The organism is Arthrobacter pityocampae (assembly GCF_002927275.1).
Classification (GTDB): domain Bacteria; phylum Actinomycetota; class Actinomycetes; order Actinomycetales; family Micrococcaceae; genus Arthrobacter_D; species Arthrobacter_D pityocampae.
This window is the reverse complement of record NZ_PRKW01000004.1, coordinates 361,829-383,481: the sequence shown is the minus strand read 5'-3', so window position 1 is coordinate 383,481 and position 21,653 is coordinate 361,829. Positions and strand designations below refer to the sequence as shown.

The 21,653-nt window shown below is 70.3% G+C and carries 14 protein-coding genes; 5 read left to right on the top strand and 9 right to left on the bottom strand.

Annotated elements, in window-relative coordinates:
- Positions 1-18: 18 nt before the first annotated feature.
- From C4K88_RS10740 to betT, 3 genes are read right to left on the bottom strand one after another with little or no spacing between them, the layout of a single operon-like run.
- Positions 19-1,638: a GMC family oxidoreductase gene (locus C4K88_RS10740; RefSeq protein WP_104121609.1), complete on the bottom strand. Its 1,620-nt coding sequence runs from the start codon at positions 1,636-1,638 to the stop codon at positions 19-21.
- Complete coding sequence (locus C4K88_RS10735) at positions 1,635-3,149, bottom strand: aldehyde dehydrogenase family protein (protein ID WP_104121608.1); 1,515 nt, start codon at positions 3,147-3,149, stop codon at positions 1,635-1,637. The genes C4K88_RS10740 and C4K88_RS10735 overlap by 4 nt, the downstream gene beginning before the upstream one ends.
- Complete coding sequence (gene betT / locus C4K88_RS10730) at positions 3,146-5,287, bottom strand: choline BCCT transporter BetT (protein ID WP_104121607.1); 2,142 nt, start codon at positions 5,285-5,287, stop codon at positions 3,146-3,148. The genes C4K88_RS10735 and betT overlap by 4 nt, the downstream gene beginning before the upstream one ends.
- A 298-nt stretch (positions 5,288-5,585) precedes the next feature.
- Here betT and clpB point away from each other — a divergent pair, with 298 nt between their 5' ends.
- Entirely contained in the window at positions 5,586-8,210 is a 2,625-nt protein-coding gene (gene clpB, locus C4K88_RS10725) for an ATP-dependent chaperone ClpB (protein WP_104121606.1), read from the top strand.
- A gap of 71 nt (positions 8,211-8,281) precedes the next feature.
- Here clpB and C4K88_RS10720 read toward each other — a convergent pair whose 3' ends face one another.
- Positions 8,282-9,316, bottom strand: coding sequence for a hypothetical protein (locus tag C4K88_RS10720; protein WP_146065670.1), 1,035 nt, complete (start codon positions 9,314-9,316; stop codon positions 8,282-8,284).
- 244 nt (positions 9,317-9,560) lie between these two features.
- Here C4K88_RS10720 and C4K88_RS10715 point away from each other — a divergent pair, with 244 nt between their 5' ends.
- Positions 9,561-9,800, top strand: coding sequence for a DUF3073 domain-containing protein (locus C4K88_RS10715; protein ID WP_104121604.1), 240 nt, complete (start codon positions 9,561-9,563; stop codon positions 9,798-9,800).
- A gap of 164 nt (positions 9,801-9,964) precedes the next feature.
- Here C4K88_RS10715 and C4K88_RS10710 read toward each other — a convergent pair whose 3' ends face one another.
- Both C4K88_RS10710 and C4K88_RS10705 read right to left on the bottom strand, forming a co-directional pair.
- The gene (locus tag C4K88_RS10710; protein ID WP_241521838.1) at positions 9,965-11,125 is read right to left on the bottom strand and encodes an ROK family transcriptional regulator; all 1,161 of its coding nucleotides are present in this window, start codon (positions 11,123-11,125) and stop codon (positions 9,965-9,967) included.
- 81 nt (positions 11,126-11,206) lie between these two features.
- Positions 11,207-12,265 (bottom strand): LacI family DNA-binding transcriptional regulator, encoded by a 1,059-nt coding sequence (locus C4K88_RS10705; protein WP_241521837.1) that lies wholly within the window; start codon positions 12,263-12,265, stop codon positions 11,207-11,209.
- Positions 12,266-12,669: 404 nt separating this feature from the next.
- On the opposite strand from C4K88_RS10705, the gene C4K88_RS10700 reads away from it, so the two are divergent.
- Entirely contained in the window at positions 12,670-13,287 is a 618-nt protein-coding gene (locus C4K88_RS10700; RefSeq protein WP_104121602.1) for a hypothetical protein, read from the top strand.
- Positions 13,288-13,360: 73 nt separating this feature from the next.
- Here the strand turns inward: C4K88_RS10700 and C4K88_RS10695 are convergent, their stop codons facing one another.
- The 3 genes from C4K88_RS10695 to C4K88_RS10685 all read right to left on the bottom strand — a co-directional run bounded on the left by C4K88_RS10695 (position 13,361) and on the right by C4K88_RS10685 (position 17,184).
- Positions 13,361-14,866, bottom strand: a complete 1,506-nt coding sequence (locus C4K88_RS10695; RefSeq protein ID WP_104121601.1) for an FGGY family carbohydrate kinase — start codon at positions 14,864-14,866, stop codon at positions 13,361-13,363.
- A gap of 3 nt (positions 14,867-14,869) precedes the next feature.
- Complete coding sequence (gene xylA, locus C4K88_RS10690; protein ID WP_104121600.1) at positions 14,870-16,060, bottom strand: xylose isomerase; 1,191 nt, start codon at positions 16,058-16,060, stop codon at positions 14,870-14,872.
- Between the two features lie 98 nt (positions 16,061-16,158).
- Positions 16,159-17,184, bottom strand: coding sequence for a LacI family DNA-binding transcriptional regulator (locus C4K88_RS10685; RefSeq protein WP_104121599.1), 1,026 nt, complete (start codon positions 17,182-17,184; stop codon positions 16,159-16,161).
- Between the two features lie 181 nt (positions 17,185-17,365).
- On the opposite strand from C4K88_RS10685, the gene C4K88_RS10680 reads away from it, so the two are divergent.
- Positions 17,366-18,505, top strand: a complete 1,140-nt coding sequence (locus C4K88_RS10680) for an endo-1,4-beta-xylanase (protein ID WP_104121598.1) — start codon at positions 17,366-17,368, stop codon at positions 18,503-18,505.
- Between the two features lie 89 nt (positions 18,506-18,594).
- Complete coding sequence (locus C4K88_RS10675) at positions 18,595-21,636, top strand: endo-1,4-beta-xylanase (protein WP_104121597.1); 3,042 nt, start codon at positions 18,595-18,597, stop codon at positions 21,634-21,636.
- Positions 21,637-21,653 lie beyond the last annotated feature (17 nt).

Here is a 21,653-nt window from a genome sequence, read left to right as displayed (position 1 = left end):
CCGGTGGGCCGGGAGGTATCAGGCGGTCGCGGACGCCCCGGCGCTCCCCGCGGAGACCCGCGCCTGCTTCACGAGGTCGGCGCAGCGTTCACCGATCATCATGGTGGTGATGTTCGGGTTGACGGTGGTGAGCTCGGGCATGACCGAGGCGTCGGCGACCCGCAGGTTCCGGACGCCCTTCACCCGCAGGTCGGGATCCAGGGGGGACATCGGATCGTCGGCCGGCCCCATGCGGACCGACCCCGCCGGGTGGTAGACGGTGTTGTGCGTCTTCGTGATGTAGTCGCGGAGCTGCTCGTCGGTCTGCACCTCGGCCCCGGGATACAGTTCCCGTCCTGCCCATTCGGCCATCGCCGGCTGCGCCACGATCTCGCGGGCCTTGCGGATGCCGGCGATCATGACGCGCATGTCGTGCGGGTCGGTGAAGTAGCGGGGATCCACCATCGGCTTGTCGCGGAAGTCCCGGCTCCGCAGCCGGACAGTGCCACGCGAGCGGGCGTGGGTGACGTTCGGCGTGAGGCAGAAGCCGTTCTCCGTGGTCGGGTAACCCTGCCGCAGTGTGTGCATGTCGAACGGCACCGTTCCGTAGTGGAACATGAGATCCGGCCGGTCGAGCCCGTCCTCCGTGGTGGTGAAGATGCCGATCTCCCACCACTGCGTGGAGGTCTGCGGCAGGGGCTTGTTCGCCTCCCACTGGATCACGCCCTCGGGGTGGTCCTGCAGGTTCTGGCCCACGCCGGGGGAGTCGACGCGCACGCGGACGCCGTGCTCCTCGAGGTGGGCGGCCGGCCCGATCCCCGAGAGCATCAGCAGTTTCGGCGTGTCGATGGCGCCGGTGGACACTATGACCTCGTGCCGGGCCGTCAGCGCATGCGTGCGTCCGACGACGCTGTCCACGACGTCGACGCCGGTGCACACGTCATCCGCGTCGATCCGGAGCTCCCGCGCCCGGAAGTCCGTGAGGAGCGTGAAGTTGGGGCGGTCCAGGATCGGGTGGATGTAGGACACCGACGAGGACGCGCGGGTGCCGTCGGCCTGCCGGTTGATCTGGAAGAGGCCGGCGCCGTTGATGACCGTCTCGCCCGTGTTGAACCGTGTCCGGGGGATGCCGGCCTGCTCGCAGGCGTCGAGCAGCGCCTGCCCGGAGGGGTCCTCCGGCGGGATGTTCATCAGGTGGACGGGGCCGCTGTCGCCGTGGTGGGGGGCGTCGGGCCCGGCATCCTCGTTCTGCTCGAGCCGCCTGTACAGCGCGTAGGCCGTCTCCGCGTTCCAGCCGGTGGCACCGAAGCGCTGCTCCCACTCGTCGATGTCCTCGCGCGGCGCCCAGAACGCGATGCACGAGTTATGGCTCGAGCACCCGCCCATGACCTTGGCGCGCGCGTGGCGCATGAAGGAGTTGCCGTTCTCCTGCGGTTCGATCGGGTAGTCCCAGTCGTACCCCGACTCCAGCAGCTCCATCCAGCGGTCGAGGCGGAGGATGACGTCCTGGCCGCGGTCGTCCGGCCCGGCCTCGACGAGGGCCACCTCGACGTCGGGATCCTCGCTCAGGCGGGCGGCGACGGCCGCACCGGCGGACCCGCCGCCCACGACGACGTAGTCGAACTCGGTCTTCTGCAGCAGCTCTTCGGGGGTGCTCATGCGGATTCCTCCTCGGTCCGGGCGGCGAACCAGCCCGTGACCGCCGGGTCGATGTTGTGGTAGATGTGCTTGGCCTCCTGGTATTCCGCGAAGCCGGTCGGCCCGAGCTCGCGGCCGGTGCCGGAGTGCTTGAAGCCACCCCACTCCGCCTGCGGCAGGTAGGGGTGGAAGTCGTTGATCCAGATGGTGCCGTGGCGCAGGCGGGCCGCGACGCGCTGGCCCCTGCCCGCGTCCTGGCTCCACACCGCGCCGGCGAGCCCGTAGTGGGTGTCGTTGCCGAGCTCCACGGCCTCGTCCTCGCCGTTGAACGTCTCCACGGTCACGACCGGCCCGAAGGCCTCCTCCACGAGAACGGACGAACCGCGCGTGACCTGGTCGAGCACCGTCGGCGTGTAGTAGAAGCCCGACACCAGGTCACCCTCACCCCACGTGCCGCCGCAGCGCAGCCGCGCACCCTCCGCGACACCCTTCTCCACATAGGCCGTGACCTTGTCGCGGTGGGCGGCGGAGATCAGGGGGCCGGTCTCGGCCGCCTCGTCGAAGGGGCCGCCGAGCCGGATCTGCCGGGCGCGGCGCACGAATTCGTCGACGAAGCGTTCGGCGATGGGCTCCTCGACGAGGAGCCTGGCACCGGCGGAGCAGACCTGGCCGGAATGGACGAACGCGGCGTTGAGCGCGTTGTCGAGGGCGGCGTCGAAGTCAGCGTCCGCGAAGACGATGTTCGGGTTCTTACCGCCGAGTTCCAGGGCCACCTTCTTGACAGTCCCGGCCGCGGCCGCGGCGATGGTGCGCCCCGTCTCCAGACCGCCGGTGAAGGACACCATGTCCACGTCAGGGCTCTCGGAGAGCGGGGCACCGACGACGGCGCCGGGACCGAGGACGAGGTTCGCGACGCCCTTCGGGAGCCCGAGCGTGTCGAGGACGTCCATCATGAGGATGGCGGTCGACGGCGTGAGCTCGCTGGGCTTGAGCACGATCGAGCACCCGGCGCCGAGCGCGGGGGCGATCTTCCAGGCCGCCTGCAGCAGGGGGTAGTTCCACGGCGAGATGAGACCGCAGACCCCGATGGGCTCGTACACGATCCTGCTGACCACGCTGTTGTTGCCGGCGTCGACGATGCGGCCGGCATCCTGCCCGGCGAGCTTGCCGAAGTACGCGAAGCAGTCGGCGATGTCGTCCATGTCCACCTCGCTCTCCACGAGGCGCTTGCCGGTGTCGAGGGTCTCGGCCCGGGCGAACTCGTCCTTCCGGGCGCGCAGCTCCGCGGCCACCTCGAGGAGGAAGTCGCCGCGCTGCGGGGCGGGCACGGACGCCCATGCGCCGCCGTCGAACGCCCGCCGGGCGGCCGCGATGGCCCGTGCGGTGTCCTCCCGGGTGCCCTCGGACACCTCGGCGACGAACGAGCCGTCCGCCGGGCAGCTGATGGTGCGGGTGCCGCCGTCGGACGCGGGGACCCAGGCGCCGTCGATGAACAGGGTGGCGGGCGTTGCCGCGGATGGTGCTTCGGTCACTTCGTGTCCTCCTGGTGTGCGAAATCGGATTCCCAGTTGTCCCTGGCCGCCTGGTCCTCGGTGAGGGCCGTGTTGCCCGGCACTGCCCGGTTCAGGTGCAGGAATTCGAGGTGGGTCTCGTAGTGGTCCAGGACATCGGTGATGACCTGGTCCCTGCTGTAGCCCGCGAGGTCGTAGCTGTGGCTGCCCTCGAGGGAGAAGACCTCCATGCGGTAGTACTTGGCGTCGGTCGAGGCCTCGCCCCGGGCGTAGGACGGTACGTCGTACTGGACGGGGTAGATCTGGTACTTGAACGGGCGCTCGTCGCCGAGTTCCACCTGGAGATCCACGTGGCGGATCCCGCAGGGCTCGACGACGTCGGTCGTCAGGCCTGCGTCCGCGCCCTGCGCGCGCAGTTCGTCGTGCACCTCCTGCAGGGCCGGCAGCGCGACGGTGTCCACGAAGTGGTTGGCCTGGCGCGGTCCCGGATAGCTCATGGCGCGGCTGAGCCGCTGCCGCCAGGTGCGCGCCGACGGCCCGCCCGTGCTCCGCCCCGAGATGATGCCGGGCAGGCTCGCCCGGTAGCTGTCCGCCAGCGAGATCTCCACGCGCAGGGCCCGGTACAGGCCGAGCATGATGAACAGCAGCAGGATGGACAGGGGCAGTCCCATGATGATCGTCGCGTTCTGTAGGGCCGTCACGCCGCCCACGCTCAGCATCGCCAGGGTCAGCAGGCCGGTCACGAGGGCCCAGAACACGCGCAGCCACTTGGGCCCATCCGCTTCGGCGTCCTTGAGGTGGCTGGTGAAGTTGGCCATGACCAGCGCCCCCGAGTCGGCGGAGGTCACATAGAAGAGCAGGCCCGTGAAGGTCGCGACGCCGATGATGAGCGGCGCGGCGGGGTACTGCTCGAGCAGGCCGTAGAAGGCCCGCTCCGGCTGCGCCATCGCTGTCTCCCCGAAGGCGGCGTTGCCGTTCATCACGATGTCGAGGGCGCTGTTCCCGAAGATCGAGATGAACAGCACGATGAACGTGAAGGGCACCAGGAGGGTCCCCAGGACGAACTGGCGGATGGTGCGGCCGCGCGAGATGCGGGCGAGGAAGAGCCCCACGAAGGGCGCCCAGGCGATCCACCACGCCCAGAAGAAGAGCGTCCAGCCCTGCAGCCAGTCGCCGGGGCGGTCGTAGGCGAAGGTGTCCAGTGTCATGCCGGGGAACCGGCTGAGGACGTCGCCGGTGTTCTGGATGATGCCGTCGAGCAGGAAGCTCGTCTTCCCGGTGGCAAGGATGAACACCATCAGCGCCAGGGCGAGGAGGACGTTCAGCTCCGCGAGCCTGCGGATGCCCTTCTCCACGCCCGAGAGGACCGAGGCCGTCGCCATGACGACGGCGACGGCGATCAGCCCGATCTGCACGGAGACGTCCTCGGGCAGGCCGAACATGAGGCTCAGCCCGTAGTTCAGCTGCACCACCCCGATGCCGAGCGACGTCGCGATGCCGAAGATGGTGCCGAGGAGGGCGGCGATGTCCACCCCGTGGCCCAACGGGCCCTCGACCTTCCGGCCGAAGATGGGGTAGAGCGCGCTGCGGATGCTCAGGGGCAGGTTGTGCCGGTAGGCGAAGTAGCCGAGGGCGAGTCCCATGAGCGCGTACAGCGCCCAGCCGGTGATCCCGTAGTGGAAGAGCGTGAGGACCATGGCGTGCCGGGCGGCCTCGACGGTGCCGCCGTCGCCCTGCGGGGGAGCCAGGTACTGGGTCACGGGCTCGGACACCGAGAAGAACATCAGGTCGATGCCGATACCCGCGGCGAAGAGCATCGACGCCCACGTGAACATGCTGAACTGGGGCTTCGAGTGGTCCGGGCCCAGCTTGGTCTTGCCCACCCGGGTCAGGGCGAGGACCAGGACGAAGACCACCACCAGGGTGACGATCAGGAAGTAGTACCAGCCCATGTTCGTCGACACCCAGGCGACCAGTGATCCGATGACCGCTTCGGCGCCCGCTGCGTCGGCGATGGCCCAGACGGTGATGGCAAGGATCCCGGCGGCCGATCCGATCAGGACGGTCCAGTTGATGCGGGTCCTGGGGGACTCGGGGGCGATCGGCGGATCCTCGCCTCCCGCTCCGGTCCCGGGTGGAGCATCGGCGATCTGACTCATGTCGTCCCTTTCGTCGGCGCCACTTCTTGACGCTGTTCGTGGGGGCGGAATGGTACGAGCGACGCGCGCCCGGACCCGGGCAGGCGGCGCCCATGGACATTCCTCGTGGGCCATCAACGCTACAAGAGGCACACTTCGGGTCGGGAAAAACTTGATCCCGATCACAGGTGGCACGCTGCTCCGCCATGCCCTACACGGCCGCGCGCCCGCGTCGGAATAACAGGGCGACGCCGAAAGTTGAGTCGATTACACTCAAGGCGTCACGAGCATCGTCACCCAGGTCAGGAAGGAACCGCGCGTGGATACCAACTTCACCACCAAGAGCCGTGAGGTGTTGTCAGCAGCTGCGATGAACGCATCCACGGCGGGCAACCCCCAGATCGAGGCGCCGCATTTCCTGAAGGCGCTGCTCGACCAGCGGGACGGCATCGCCGTCGCCCTGCTCCGTGCGGCGGGTGCGGACCCCGACTCCGTGAGTGTCCGGGCGAGCTCGGCGATCAAGGCCCTGCCGTCGTCGTCCGGTTCGTCCGTGGCCCAGCCCCAGTTCTCGCGCGGCGCCCTGCAGATGGTCAGCGCCGCGCAGCAGGAAGCGGAGACCCTCGGGGACCAGTTCGTGTCCACCGAGCACCTCCTGCTGGCCCTGGCCGCCGACAGCGGAGCGGCCGGCGACATCCTGCGATCCGTCGGGCTCACCCGGGAGGCGCTCGCCGCGGAGCTGCCCGGTGTGCGGGGCGAGAAGCGCGTGACGACGCCGGACCCCGAGAACACCTTCCAGGCGCTCGAGAAGTTCGGCGTGGACCTGACCGAGGTGGCGCGCAGCGGGAGGCTCGACCCGGTGATCGGCCGTGATGCCGAGATCCGCCGCGTGGTGCAGGTGCTCAGCCGCCGCACGAAGAACAACCCCGTCCTCATCGGCGAGCCCGGCGTCGGCAAGACCGCCGTCGTCGAGGGGCTGGCGCAGCGCATGGTCGCCGGGGACGTCCCGGAGTCCCTCCGCGGCAAGCGGCTCATCAGCCTGGACCTCGGGTCGATGATCGCGGGCGCCAAGTACCGCGGCGAGTTCGAGGAACGGCTGAAGGCCGTGCTCGAGGAGATCAAGGGCTCCAACGGCCAGGTGGTGACGTTCATCGACGAGCTCCACACCGTGGTGGGGGCCGGCGCGGCCGAGGGGTCGATGGACGCCGGCAACATGCTCAAGCCCATGCTGGCGCGCGGCGAGCTCCGGCTGATCGGCGCGACGACGCTGGACGAGTACCGCGAGAACGTCGAGAAGGACCCGGCGCTGGAGCGCCGGTTCCAGCAGGTCTACGTCGGCGAGCCGTCCGTGGCGGACACCATCGGCATCCTCCGCGGGCTGAAGCAGCGCTACGAGGCACACCACAAGGTCTCCATCGCGGACTCCGCCCTCGTGGCCGCCGCCACGCTCTCCCACCGCTACATCCCGGGACGTCAGCTCCCGGACAAGGCGATCGACCTCGTGGACGAGGCCGCTTCCCGCCTGCGCATGGAGATCGATTCTGCGCCCGTGGAGATCGACGAACTGCGCCGCTCCCTCGAGCGCATGCACATGGAGGAGATGGCGCTCTCCCGCGAGAAGGACGAGGCGTCCGTGGAACGGCTGCAGGCCCTGCGGTCCGGGATGGCCGACCGCCAGGAGGAGCTCAACGCCCTGAACGCGCGGTGGGAGGCCGAGAAGGCGGGCCTGAACCGTGTGGGTGACCTGAAGGCCTCCCTCGACGAACTGCGCTCGCAGGCCGACCGCGCCCAGCGCGAAGGCGACCTCGAGACGGCGTCGCGCATCCTCTACGGCGAGATCCCGCGCGTCGAGCGCGAGCTGCGCGAGGCGCAGGCCGCCGAGGAGCAGACCGCGAACGCGCCCGAGCTGATGGTCGCCGAGGAGGTCACGGCGAACGACATCGCCGAGGTCATCTCCGCCTGGACGGGCATCCCGGCCGGGCGCATGCTGCAGGGCGAGAGCGAGAAGCTGCTCGCCATGGAGGAGGTCATCGGTGCGCGGCTGATCGGCCAGCAGCGGGCGGTGTCCACGGTGTCCGACGCCGTCCGGCGCGCCCGGGCCGGTGTCTCCGACCCGAACCGCCCCACCGGCTCGTTCCTGTTCCTCGGGCCCACGGGCGTGGGCAAGACGGAGCTCGCCAAGGCCCTCGCGGACTTCCTGTTCGACGACGAGCGCGCGATGATCCGCATCGACATGTCCGAGTACTCGGAGAAGCACTCGGTGGCGCGCCTCGTCGGCGCCCCTCCGGGCTACGTGGGCTACGAGGAGGGCGGCCAGCTCACCGAGGCCGTGCGGCGCCGCCCCTACAGCGTGGTGCTGCTGGACGAGGTCGAGAAGGCGCACCCCGAGGTCTTCGACCTGCTGCTGCAGGTGCTCGACGACGGGCGGCTGACCGACGGTCAGGGCCGGACCGTGGACTTCCGGAACACCATCCTCGTGCTGACGTCCAACCTCGGCTCGCAGTTCCTCGTGGACCCGTCCCTAGACGACGCCGCGAAGCGCGCCGCCGTGATGTCCGCGGTGAACGTGAACTTCCGGCCCGAGTTCCTCAACCGGCTCGACGACGTCGTGATCTTCGATCCGCTGAGCCTCGACGAGCTCTCGCGGATCGTCGACCTCCAGGTCAGGGCCCTCGGTGACCGACTGCACGATCGCCGGCTCGAGCTCGACGTCACGGCGGCGGCCAGCGAATGGCTGGCCCTGACCGGGTTCGACCCCGCGTACGGCGCCCGCCCGCTCCGCCGGCTCGTGCAGCGCGAGATCGGCGACCGGCTGGCGAAGGGCATCCTCGCCGGGGAGATCCTCGACGGCGACACCGTCCTCGTGGACCGTCCCGAGCCGGACCCGGACGACCTCGGCGAGGCCGGACCCGAGGCCGGCGGGCTGCTGGTGCACGCCGCCCGCTGACCGGTTCGGCGGACGAGGGGCGGCCGGCGGGCCGTCCCTCGTCCGTCCTGCTGGTGTCCGGCCGCTCTCCGTCAGGGGCCCGGCAGGCTCTGGCTGACGGCCTTCTCCCTGATGTCCGTGAACTCCGCCAGGCATTCCCCGGCCACCAGGGGCGACGGACCCGTGCGGGCCTCGTCCTCCGATCCGCCGAGCAGCGCGACGAGCAGCCAGATGAGGAGCCCGATCAGCACGACGGCGGCGCCGACCAGCAGCAGGAGCGGGACGATGCTGCTCCCCGACCGGCTGCGCTCACGCGGAGAATGTGTCTTTGCCTCAGGGTCACGGGCCGCAGGCGGCAGGGCCGAACCCCCAGGGCCCCCAGGGTCCGCGGAGTCTCCGGGCAGGTCCTCGTCCGGCGCTCCGGCGATCCCCGAGGCCGAGGATCCGGAGCGCCTCCGGCCCAGGCCGGGATCGAGACCGGGGTCGAAGCCGGGATGCCCCGCGCCGGGCTTGCCGCCCGCTGGAGGGACGGCATAGGCCCCGCCGATCGGATCCCCCGCCGCGGCGTCCGCTGCCTCCGGACCGCGCGCCGTGCCGTGCTCCGAGGGGGCCTGCCTGCTGTTCTGGGAGGGGCCCTTGCCGTCCTTCGAGGAGGCCGCTGTACTGTCCCGCGCGGAGTCCGCCGGATCGCCCGCCGGATCGCCCGCCGGCCCTCCCGCGGGCGCCGTGCCGACCGGGGCGGCCTCGATGGACGGGGCGTCGGGCGGCAACGGCCCGCCCGCGAGGGTCCCCGCCACCTCTGCTTCGGCGGCAACGGCGCGGGCCTCGGCGGCGGCGGCGTCGAGCGATGCCGCTTCCGCGACCTCCGGGCTGATCTGCGCGGGTTCGAGGGCGGGTTCCTCGAGGCGGAGGGTGTCCGGGGACACCGTCAGCTCGGGTTCCAGCGTCTCGCTGGAGACGTCCGGGGTCTCGAGGACCACGGTGTCGGGGTCGAGCACGTCGATGCTCTCGGGTTCCTCGGTGTCGTCCGGTCCGGGCCCGCGACGGGGCTCCTCCGGCGCCTGCTCCTCGTTGCTCATGGCGGGTGCTGTCTCCTCGCGATCCTGGTGCCGGGTTGTCGATACCATGGCCGGCGCTCCGACGTCGAGTCGACTCTATCCAAGATCGCCCGCGCGGAGACGGTCCGGGGGGAAATTCCTGACCCGCGGGCACCGCGTCTCCCCCGACGTGCGGGCAGGCGCACTCGGGTCCCTTCGAAAACATGTAACCTATACTTACGACAAATCGACCAAATAATCCGGGGCCTCGCTGCAGCCTTGGGCCTCGTGCCCCAGTGACCACCTCGGATCGACGCACAAAGGGGGTCACGCCATGGGGCGCGGCCGTCAAAAGGCAAAAGCTACCAAGCAGGCCAGGGACATGAAGTATTTCAGCCCGGCCACTGATTATTCGGCACTGCAGCGAGAGCTCACAGGCCCGGGTAGTCGTGCATCCACCCGACGTACCGAACCCCTCGAGCCGGTCGAGCCTGACTACTCGGAATATGCGGACAAGTACGCCGACGAGTTCGACGACGACGGCGAGGAGAGCGGCTCACGCCGCACCGGCTGATCCGACCGGCTCCCGTGGGCCGACGGGCGAATCGTGAACCGCACGGCGCATCACCCCTTCGGGGAGGGTGCGCCGTTCTGCGTGCCCGGACAGCGGCGCGTGTCCGCCCGGAACGTCCCCCCGTGACAGGTGTTCCGGGCGGGAAGGTCCCAGCGCGGTAAACGTCAGGCCGGTGAGGCGAGGAGGGGCTGGAAGGCCAGTTCCGCGGCGCCGACGAGCAGGAGTTCCGGTCCCAGCGCCGCGCGCCGCACGATCACCCGGCCGGCCAGCGAACCCGCGTTGACAGTCGTGGCGAGCCGGTCGCCCCGGAAGTCGACGAGCGGCCCGAGGAACCCGCCGAGGACGATCAGCTCCGGGTCGAAGATGTTCACGACGTTCGTGAGTGCGACCGCGAGCAGCTCCAACTGCCGGTCGGCCTCGGCCCGCACGGCCTCCGGCGGGCCGTCCGACAGCACCCGCTCGAGGGCCTCGATGCCTCCGCCGTCCAGACCCGCCGCCCCGAGGAGCCGTTCCAGGCGGACCTCGGCGTCGAGGCAGCCCGCCCGCCCGCAGTGGCATGCCCGTCCGCCCGGGCTGACGAGCGTGTGGCCCAGTTCGCCGCCGTAGCCCCGACTACCGACCAGCTGCGCGCCCCCGGTGACGATGCCACCGCCGATGCCGCTCGCGCTGCCGTTGAGGTAGACGGCGTCGTCGACGCCGAGCGCCGCGCCGAAGATGCTCTCGGCGAGCGAGCCGAGGGAGGCGTCGTTGGCGGCCACGACCGGGAGCCCGAGGGCGTCGGCGAAGGGGCCCGTGAGGCCGACGTCGCGCCAGCCCAGGTGCGGTGCGACGAGCACCCGCCCTGTCACCGCCGTGACGAGCCCGGGCAGCGCGATGCCGGCGCCGAGCACCCGGTCGAGTCCGGCCAGCGTGGGCTGGAGGCCGGCCACGATCTGGCGCGTGAGGCCGACCGCGTCCTCGAGCGAGGGGACGCCCTGGGTCTCGCGGCGGACCCGCGCGTGGACGTGGCCGCCCAGTCCGACGACGCCGACGGTCAGGGCGTCGATGTCGGGGTTGACCGCGATCACGGCGACGCCGGCATTGGCCTGCACGATGGGGCTCGGCCGGCCCACGCGTCCGTCGACGGCCGGTTCCGTCTCGCGGACGAGGTTCCTCTCGGTGAGCGCCGAGACCAGGGCGCCCACGGTGGAGCGGTTGAGCCCGCTGCGCCGGGTGAGTTCGGCGCGGGACAGCGGGCCGTTCCGGTGGACCATCGTGAGGATCTGCGACAGGTTCTGCGCGCGCAGGCCCTCGGTGCCGTTCGTCCCGCCGGGTAGTGACCGCACAGTCTCGGGTTCTCCTTCGTCCTGCAGGAGCCTCCTGCGCCTCGCCCTATCGTATCCAGAGCCCTTCCCGGGTGCCGTCGGTCAGGCGCGCTGCTGCGCCGCCCCGGCTGCACGCGCAGGGGGTGCGGGTGGCGCCGCGGTGCTCTGGCGCACCACGAGACTCGTGGCGAGGTCGAGCCGGAGGTTGTTCGGCCGCTCCCCGTCGCGCAGGCGCAGGATCATCCGCGTGGCCTCCTCGGCCATCTGGATGAGCGGCTGATGCACCGTGGTCAGCGCGGGGCTGGACCACTGCGCCAACTGCAGGTCGTCGTAGCCCACGATCGACAGTTCCTCGGGGACGCGGAGCCCGATCTGCCGGGCGGCGTCGAGCACCCCCAGCGCCTGCAGGTCGCTGCCGGCGAAGATCGCCGTCGGCGGGTGGGGGGCGCGCAGCAGGGAGAACGCATGGTCGCGTCCGCCGTCGACATGGAAGTTCCCGTACCGGATCAACTCGGGGTCGATCGGGAGGGAGGCCATGCCCATCGCCGACCGGTAGCCGTCGATGCGGGCGAGGGAGCACATCATGTCCTCCGGTCCGCTGATCGCGGCGATCCTCGTATGCCCGAGGTCGATCAGGTGGCGGGTGGCCATCATGCCGCCGGCCCAGTTGGCGGAGCCGACCGACGGGACGTCCGGTGCGGGGTCGCCCGCGGGGTCGATGATGACGAAGGGGATGGAGCGGGCGTCCAGTTTGGCGCGGAAGTCCTGCGGCAGGTCGGAGAACACCAGGACCACGCCGGCGGGCCGCCGCGACATCACGCCCTCGATCCACTCCGGTCCCGGCGCGTGCCGCGAGCCCGTCTCGGTCAGCACGACGCTCATGCCGTGCTCGCGGGCCACGTTCTCCACCCCGCGGATGAGTTCGAGCGCCCAGGCGCTCTCGAGCTCGTGGAACACGAGCTCGACGAGGCATGCCTTCGCCGCCGAGGCCTTGCGACGCCGGTAGCCGTGCTCCTCGAGGAGTTCCTCAACTTTCGCCCGGGTTGTCGGCGACACGTCCGTGCGGCCGTTGAGCACCTTGGAGATCGTCGACAGGGAGACACCGGCTGCCGCCGCGAGCTGGGCGAGGGTGACACGCGGTTCTGGGGGCGGAAGCGACATGCCCCACAGCATACCGCCGCGTACTTCCGGGCTCAGCGGTGACCGCTCGTCGCAGAGCGTGGCCGGCCGCACACAGCCTCCTGCGCTGTCGCAGGGGCGCTGCGCACGCTCAACCCATCAGGCAATTGTTGAATATTCGGTCGAAAGTTTCGAGAGTCATTCGATGATGAACACCGAACCTGGTTGTCTCCGAAGCTGCGCGACGTCACCGAGGCGCTGATCGTCCGGGCCGCGGGGAGGAGTGCGAGCACCCACTTCGCCGATTGACCACCGGTGCGTCGGCCGGGGACCGCCGGTTGCATGCGAGGGACGGCGTCCCCCACGATAGTAAGTAGACTGATCATGTTGTTCCGCAGTGATGCGCCGCGGTCCGCATGATCCCACTATCGAGGAGGACCAGCATCATGGCGGCAGAGAACACAGCAGGCGCAAGTACCCCGAGGAGCCGTCGCAACGACGTCGTGGCCGCGGAGAAGGAACAGTTCGGCGGCATCAAGTTCGGCTCCGCGTTCTTCGGCTGGCTGAGCGCGATCGGCCTGACCGTCATCCTCAGTGCCCTCGCGACGGCGATCGGCGTCGGCATCGGGGCCTCCAGTTCGAGCACGGCGAGCGATGCCGCGAACCAGGCCACCGAGAACGCCGGGACCATCGGCATCGTGAGCGGGATCGTCCTGGCGGTCATCCTGTTCGTCGCCTACTACTGCGGCGGCTACGTCGCAGGCCGCATGGCACGCTTCGACGGCGCCAGGCAGGGCCTCGCCGTCTGGCTCTGGGGCATCATCATCGCGATCGTCCTGGCGATCCTCGCCGTCTTCGCCGGTGACCAGTTCAACGTCCTCTCCAGCCTGAACGGCGCGCCGAGCATCCCCGTGGACGGTAGCGCGCTGACCACGAGCGGACTGGTCGGCCTCGCCATCGCCGTCCTCATCCCGCTGATCGCCGCGATCCTCGGCGGGAAGGCCGGCATGCACTTCCACCGCAAGGTGGACCAGGCCGGCATCGACCACCGCGCCCGCGTCTAGCAGGCCCGGCACCACCGCGAACCACGAGAGGCACCACCCGGACGGGTGGTGCCTCTCGCTATGCCCGGCCACCTCAGAACCGGAGGGACCCCACCGCTGCCCGGTACTGCTCACGGATGACCGGCCGGTGGTCGGCGGCGCGGTCCTCGACGGCGTCGGGCGTCCAGGAGGGCCGTGAGCCGGCCAGGACCCACGCGGCCTGCACCGCAGCGCCCCGCGCCACGTATTCGCCGGGTGCAGGGATCCGCACGGGCAGGTCGAACACCTGCGCCGTCACCTCCTGCACGGCGGCGTTCTGCGCCGCACCGCCGATCAGCAGCAGGTGACGCGGCCGCACGCCCGTGGCACGGACGGCGTCCAGCGCATCGGCCAGCCCGCACAGCATGCCCTCGATCGCCGCCCGGGCCAGATTCGGCCGCGTGGCGGACGCGATGCTGAGGTTGTGGACGCTGGCCTTCGCCGTCGGGAGGTTGGGCGTGCGCTCTCCCTCGAAGTACGGCACGAGGACCACGCCGTCCGAGCCGGGCCCGGCGCTCAGGGCCAGCTCGGCGAGGCCGTCGTGGTCCACGTCCAGGAGCCCCGCCACCGAGGACAGGACGCGCGCCGCGTTGAGGGTCGCCACGAGCGGCAGGAACAGCCCACTGGCATCGGCGAACCCTGCGACGGTCCCGCCCGGGTCCGCGACGGCGTCGGCGGCGACGGCGAAGACCGTGCCGCTCGTCCCGAGGGACACGACGACGTCGCCCTCCTCCGCCCCGAGCCCGAGCGCCGCCCCCGCGTTGTCACCCGCGCCCGCGCCGACGACGATCTCCCGGTCGCCCGAGGCGGTGAAGGAGGCATGGACCGTCCCGGCGGCCTGATCCGCGCGGAGCACCCGGGGGAGGACCACGGCGTCCGGATCGGTCCCCTGCAGGTCCCCGGCCCCACGCTTCTCCTGGGTCCCGCGCGCCTCGCGGGCCGGACGCCCGAGCATGTGCTCGAACAGCGGGAGGTCGTAGCCCTCCGCCGCCGGACTCCAGTACCCGGTGCCGCTCGCGTCCGAGCGGTCGGTCACCAGCTCGTCGAGCACCGGGCCGAGCGGCGACTCGCCCGCCGGACCGAATCCGCGCAGCCGCCAGGTCAGCCAGTCGTGGGGGAGCGCCACGGCAGCGATGACCGGGACGACGTCGGGTTCGGCGTCGCGCACCCAGCGCACCTTGCTGCCGGTGAAGGAGGCCACGGGCGCGGACCCGGTGCGGACGACGATCTCCCCGAGTCCGAGCTCGCCGATCAGGTCCCGGGCCGCGTCCGCGGAGCGCGTGTCGTTCCACAGCAGGGCGTCCCGGAGGACCCTCCCGTCCTGGCCGATCAGCACCATCCCGTGCTGCTGGCCCGCGATGGCGACGGCGTCGACGTCGGCCCCGAGGCCGTCCGCAGCCTCCAGTGCGGCGCGCAGCGCCTGCCACCATGCCTCGGGGTCCACCTCCGTGCCCTCCGGATGGAGGGCGCGGCCGGAGCGGACCTCGGACCCGGTCACGGCGTCGAGCACGACGACCTTGCAGCTCTGCGTCGAGGAGTCGACGCCGGCAACGAGGGCCATGGGTCAGCGGGCCCCGAGCAGGTGCTCGATGAAGAGCTGCTGCAGCTTCACGAACCCGAAGCCCTTGCCGTTGAAGTAGGCGTCGGCGTCGAAGTCCTCATAGGAGGCACGGTCCGCGCGGAGGGCCTCGTAGCCCTCGCCCTCGTCGAGCGTGGGCTCGTTGATCTCCGACACCCGTGATGCCGTGAGGGCCGCCTGGACCTCGGGGTCGGCACGGAACGCGGCGGCGCGCTCCTTGAGCAGCAGGTAGGTCTGCATGTTCGCAGCCGCCGAGTCCCACACGCCGTCCATGTCCTCGGTGCGGCTCGGCTTGTAGTCGAAGTGCCGGGGGCCGTCGTACGAGGGGCCGCCGGCGGGTCCGCCGAATTCGAGCAGGTCCACCAGCGAGAAGGCGTTCTGGAGGTCGCCGTGGCCGAAGACGAGGTCCTGGTCGAACTTGATGCTGCGCTGGCCGTTCAGGTCGATGTGGAACAGCTTGCCCTGGTAGAGGGCCTGAGCGATGCCGTGGGTGAAGTTCAGGCCGGCCATCTGCTCGTGGCCGGTCTCCGGGTTGATGCCGACGAGCTCGGGGCGCTCGAGTGTCTCGATGAACGCCATGGCGTGGCCGAGCGTGGGCAGCAGGATGTCGCCGCGCGGTTCGTTCGGCTTGGGCTCGATCGCGAAGCGGATGTCGTAGCCCTTGTCCGTCACGTAGTCGCCGAGCAGGTTGACGGCCTCGCGGTAGCGCTCCAGGGCTCCGCGGATGTCCTTGGCGGAGTCGTATTCGCTGCCTTCGCGACCGCCCCACATGACGAAGGTCTTGGCGCCGAGTTCGGCGGCGAGGTCGATGTTGTCCAGGACCTTGCGCAGGGCGAAGCGCCGCACGCCGCGGTCGTTGCTCGTGAAGCCGCCGTCCTTGAAGACCGGGTGGCTGAACAGGTTCGTGGTCACCATCGGCACGATCAGGCCTGTCGACTTCAGCACGCCGGTCAGGCGGTCGATCTCCCGCTGACGGTCGGCCGCGGAGCAGCCGAAGGGGAAGAGGTCGTTGTCGTGGAAGGTGATGCCGTACGCGCCGAGGTCGCTCAGGCGGTTGACCGCCTCGACGACGTCGAGGGGTGCGCGGGTTGCGGAACCGAACTGGTCCTGGGCTTCCCAGCCCACCGTCCAGAGGCCGAAGGAGAATTTGTCATCGCGGGTGGGCTCGATCGTCATTGAGTGCTCCAGGGTGTGCGGGGTTAATATGTTGCCGTTACAAACATATTCGCTCTGAGCCCAGAGTCAAGCGGGTTGCCGCACTTGCCGCGAATCTCCTACGGGTGCAGTGCGCGGACGCTGGCCCGCTGGACGAGCCTGGTGGAGAGCTCGATCCGCGGGCTCTCCACCGCCTCGCCCCGGATGAGTCGGACCAGGGTGCGGGCGGCAAGGCTTCCCATCTCGGACAGGGGCTGGCGGACCGTCGTCAGGGGAGGGGAGGCCCAGCCTGCCTCGGGAAGATCGTCGAATCCGACGACGCTGAGATCATCGGGGATCCGCAGCCCTTGCTGGCGCGCTGCCTCGTACACCCCGAGGGCCATCTGGTCGCTCGCCGCGAAGATCGCCGTCGGTCGGTCGGGCAGGGTGAGCAGTTCGATGCCGGCCGCGAACCCTGACGCGTAGTCGAAGTCCCCGCCGACGACGAGCGCCGCATCGAAGGCGATGCCGGCGGCGTCGAGCCCGGCCCGGTAGCCGTCGAGGCGCGCCCTGCTGCACCACAGCCCCGGGCGGCCCGCCACGTATCCGATCCGGCGGTGGTTGTGCTGGAGGAGGTGCTCGGTCGCGGTGACGGCGCCCGTCCAGTTGGTCGCTCCGACGGTCGGTACCTCGAGGTCGGGTACTCCGGCGGGGTCGACGACGACGAGGGGCAGGTTGAGGCGCTGCAGTTCCGCATGCAGGAAGGAGTCCAGGTCGGTGGTTACCAGGATGGCGCCGTCGCTCGGGCGTGCTCCCAGGGTGTCGAGCCACTTGCGGGTCGACCCGCTGCCGCCGCGGCGGTGGATCGCGGAGACCACCATGGACAGTCCCTCGGTGTTCAGCAACTCCTCGACGCCCCGGATGATCTCGACCGCCCAGGGGCTGTCGAGATCGTTGAACACGAGGTCCACCAGTCCTGACGACGTCGGGCGCCCCGCTCCGCGCCGCCGGTAGCCGTACTCCCGCAGCAGGACCTCGACGCGCTCGCGGGTCGCAGGTGCGACGTCGGACCGTCCATTGAGGACGCGGGACACCGTGGGGATCGAGACACCGGCCGCGGAGGCAATGGCGGAGATCGTCACCGCGGGCTGGGCATTGTCCTGCATGGTGTCCTCCTCGGGAAGCCCGGAGGCCGCAGCAGGGCGTTCCCCGGGTCGAAATCTCCCGCACCCTTGACCTGCCGGACGCGATGTTCCTAACCTACAGCAGCGGTGTTTCCGGAAACTTCCGGAAATATGCCGATCACCGGGTCGGCCACCGTACCTCAGGTACCTCAAAGGAGAGCTCATGCAGGTTCGTTCATCCATCGCCGCAGCAGTCCTGGCCTCGGCCATGATCCTTCCCGCGGCAGCGCCCGCCCTCGCGGCGCAGCACCAGCCGCCCCGCCCGCACGGCATCGAGAAGAAGGACACCCTCCGCTGGGTGGCCCCGCAGGACCTCAAGATCGGCACGGCCGTCGCCGGTGGCGGCCACCATGAGACCCAGCCCTACCCGGATCCCTTCACCTTCGACCAGGAGTACCGGAAGCACCTCGCTGCCGAATTCAGTTCGGTCTCACCCGAGAACCAGTCGAAGTGGGAGTTCATCCACCCCGAGCAGGGCACCTACCGGTTCGCCGAGATGGACGCGATCGTGGAGTTCGCCCAGGAGAACAAGCAGGTGGTCCGCGGCCACACCCTGTTCTGGCACAGCCAGAACCCGGCCTGGCTCGAGGAGGGCGACTTCACGAAGGACGAGCTCCGTGCCATCCTCAAGGACCACATCCAGACCGTCGTCGGCCGGTACGCCGGCAAGATCCAGCAGTGGGATGTCGCGAACGAGATCTTCAACGGTGACGGCACGCTGCGCACCACGGACAACATCTGGATCCGCGAGCTGGGCCCGGAGATCATCGCCGACGCGTTCCGTTGGGCGCACGAGGCGGACCCCAAGGCCAAGCTGTTCTTCAACGACTACGGCGTAGAGGGCATCAACGCGAAGAGCAACGCCTACCTCGAACTCATCCCGCGTCTGCAGGCGCAGGGCGTTCCGATCGACGGCTTCGCCATCCAGGGCCACCTCAGCACACGCTACGGATTCCCGGGCGACCTGCAGGCCAACCTGCAGCGCTTCGACGACCTCGGGCTGGAGACGGCGATCACCGAGATCGACGTGCGCATGGACGTCGCCGCAGGGACCGCACCCACCGCGGCGCAGCTCGAGAAGCAGTCCGGCTACTACCAGCGCGCCCTCGAGGCCTGCGTCGCGGTGGACGAGTGCAATTCGTTCACCATCTGGGGTTTCACCGACAAGTACTCCTGGGTCCCGGTGTTCTTCGCCGGTGAGGGAGAGGCAACGGTCATGTGGAACGACTTCACCCGCAAGCCCGCCTACTACGCGCTGCAGGACACGCTCGAGCAGGCATCCCCGGGACGCGGCAACCGCTAGGCGTCACCGCCCGGCACCCCGCTCCTCCCACCAACCCAGCAGGCACTGGCCCGCCCCGAAGCGTATGGGCCACCACACCAAGGAGAACCATGAGACGACGACGTCTGATTGCGGGCGCCACGGCGTTCGGCCTGATCACGGGGGCCGGCGTGCTGACGCTGCCGGCGGCCTCCGCCGACGAACCGGCAGTACTGCTGAACGAGGACTTCGAGAACGGCAGCTTCGGCCCGCTGACGCAGAACGGCGGGCCCACGCTGTCGGTCGTCGACGCGGACGGCGACAGGGCCCTGCTGGTCAAGGGCAGGACCACCGACTACGACGGGATCAGGACGCCGGCGAACCTCCTGCAGGCGGGAGGTGCCTACACCTTCTCCGCGCAGGTGAAACTGGCAGCGGCAGCAGGCACGACGACATCGGCCCGCTTCGTCGTCGAACCCGCCTACAGCTGGGTGGGCAACACCACGGTGACCGCGGACGCCTGGACCACTGTGACGGGGACCTTCACCGCCCCGGCCGGCGCCGACCCGGCGACGCTGCGGGCCTATCTCGGAACAGGAGACCTCGGTGCACCCTACGACTACCTCATCGACGACGTCGTGATCACCGGCACCGCAGCGCCCGGTGACGGCGGCGCCTGGCAGCCCACACCCGACCCCTCCTTCGTCCCGGGGGGCGCGGTGAACCCCACCACGACACCCCTCGCCTCGGCACGTGCGACCGGCAACGCCGTCGCCCTGACGTTCGACGACGGACCGAACCCGGGCGAGACCGCTGCCCTCCTCGACCTGCTGAAGGCGAAGGGTGTCACCGCGACCTTCTGCGTCATCGGACAGAACATCGAGGCGCCCGGCGGCGCCGACCTGCTGCGGCGCATAGTCGCCGAGGGGCACACGCTCTGCAACCACGGCACGTCCTACGCCGACATGGGCTCGTGGACCCGGGCGCAGGTCGAGGCCGACCTCAAGGAGAACCTGCGCATCATCCGCGAAGCGGCGGGAGACCCGTCCCTGCCGGTGCCCTACTTCCGGGCACCGAACGGCAGCTGGGGCGCCACCGGGGAGGTTGCGGCGGCCCTCGGCATGCAGCCCCTGGGCCTCGGCAACGTGATCTCCGACTGGGACGGCAACGACCTCAGCGAAGCGACGCTGACCGCGAACCTCCGCAGGGCCTTCACGCCGGGTGCGGTGGTGCTCGCACACGACGGCGGCGGCGACCGGTCGAACACCGTCCGGGCCGTCACCACGGTCGTGACCGAGAAGCTCGCCGACGGCTGGACCTTCACCCTCCCGCGCGGCGGAGCGGCCGACGGCGCAACGGTCGGCATCACGAGCGGATTCGAGACCGGCACCGACGGCTGGACGGCCCGCGGCGATGGCGTCTCCGCCACGACGAGCAGTGATGCCCGTACCGGCGCCGGCAGCCTGCTCGTGACGAACCGGACCCAGCCGTGGCACGGAGCGGCCCTCGACGTCACGGCCGGCCTGCCGGTCGGGACCGCCGTGGAGGTGTCCGTGTGGGCGAAGCTCGCACCGGGCCAGGCACCGGCATCGCTCAAGGTGTCCGTGCAGCGGGACAACGGCGGCGGAAGCGCATACGACGGCGTCGCCGGTGCCGGCGCGTCGGTCACGGCCGACGGCTGGACGCAGCTCAAGGGCACCTACACGCTCGGAGCCGCCGCGGACAAGGCGCAGGTGTACATCGAAGGTGCGGTGGGAGTGGACTTCCTGCTGGACGACTTCAGCCTCGCACCGTTCGCCGAGGAGTCCATCCAGACGGAGGTGCCCGGGCTGAAGGACGTCCTCGGCGCCGACGGGATCGAGCACGTCGGCGTGGCGATCGATGCGCGGGAGACCGTGGGAACGGCCGCCGACCTCGTCCGGAAGCATTTCAACGCCTTCACCCCGGAGAACGCGGGCAAGCCGGAGAGCGTGCAGCCGGTCGAGGGACAGTTCACCTTCACCCAGCTGGACCAGCTCCTGGACTTCGCGGACTCCAACAATGTGCAGGTCTACGGTCATGTGCTCGCCTGGCACTCGCAGACCCCGGCATGGTTCTTCAAGGACGGCACCCGCGACCTCACCGACAGCCCGGCCGACCAGGCACTGCTGAAGGCCCGCATGGAAGCCCACATCAAGGGCATCGCGGACCACATCGACGCCCGCTACCCGGACGGCGACAGCCCCATCTGGGCGTGGGACGTGGTCAACGAGGTCATCGCGGACGGTGACACGGCCAACCCGCACGACATGCGCGACAGCCGCTGGTTCCAGGTCCTGGGTGAGGGCTTCGTCGACGAGGCCTTCCGCCTGGCCGACCGCTACTTCCCCGAGGCGGCCCTGTTCATCAACGACTACAACACGGAGATGCCGGAGAAGCGGGCCGACTACCTCTCGCTGATCGGCGCGCTCGAGGCACGCAACGCTCCGATCGACGGCGTGGGACATCAGGCCCATGTGGACGTCGCCCGCCCGGTGGAATGGCTCGAGGACTCCATCGAGGCCGTCGAGGCGCTGGATCCGGAGCTCCTGCAGGCCATCACGGAACTCGATGTCAACGCGTCCACGGAGAACCAGGGCGCCGATGTCAGCGGCACCCCCGTGGATCCGTACAGCCCGGCGTTCGAGGACGACGCCGACGCGGCCGCCGAGGTGGGCTACTACTACCGGGACCTGTTCACGATGCTCCGGGAGCACAACGAGTCCGTGGACTCCGTGACGTTCTGGGGCATCAGCAACGCCCGCACCTGGCTGCGGACGTGGCCGATGGCCCGTCCCTGGGAACAGCCGCTGCCCTTCGACGACGACCTCCAGGTCACGCCCGCCTACTGGGGCATCGTCGATCCGGCCAGGCTCCCCGCCCGACCGGCCGATGTGCTCCCGCCGCGGATCGCCGGCCAGTCGGATGTCCGGGCCGTCTCCAACGGGGCCAGCGGCACCAAGGTGAAGTACACCCTGCCGTCGGCCATCGACACGCTCGACGGCGAAGTGCCGCTGATCTGCGACCCGGCGTCGGGCTCGCGCTTCGTCATCGGCACGACGACGGTCACCTGCACCGCCACGGACGAGGCGGGCAATACCCGCACCAGCTCGTTCGACGTCGTCGTGACCCGCAAGCAGCCCGGGAAGCCCTGACGCAGCCCCGCGGACAC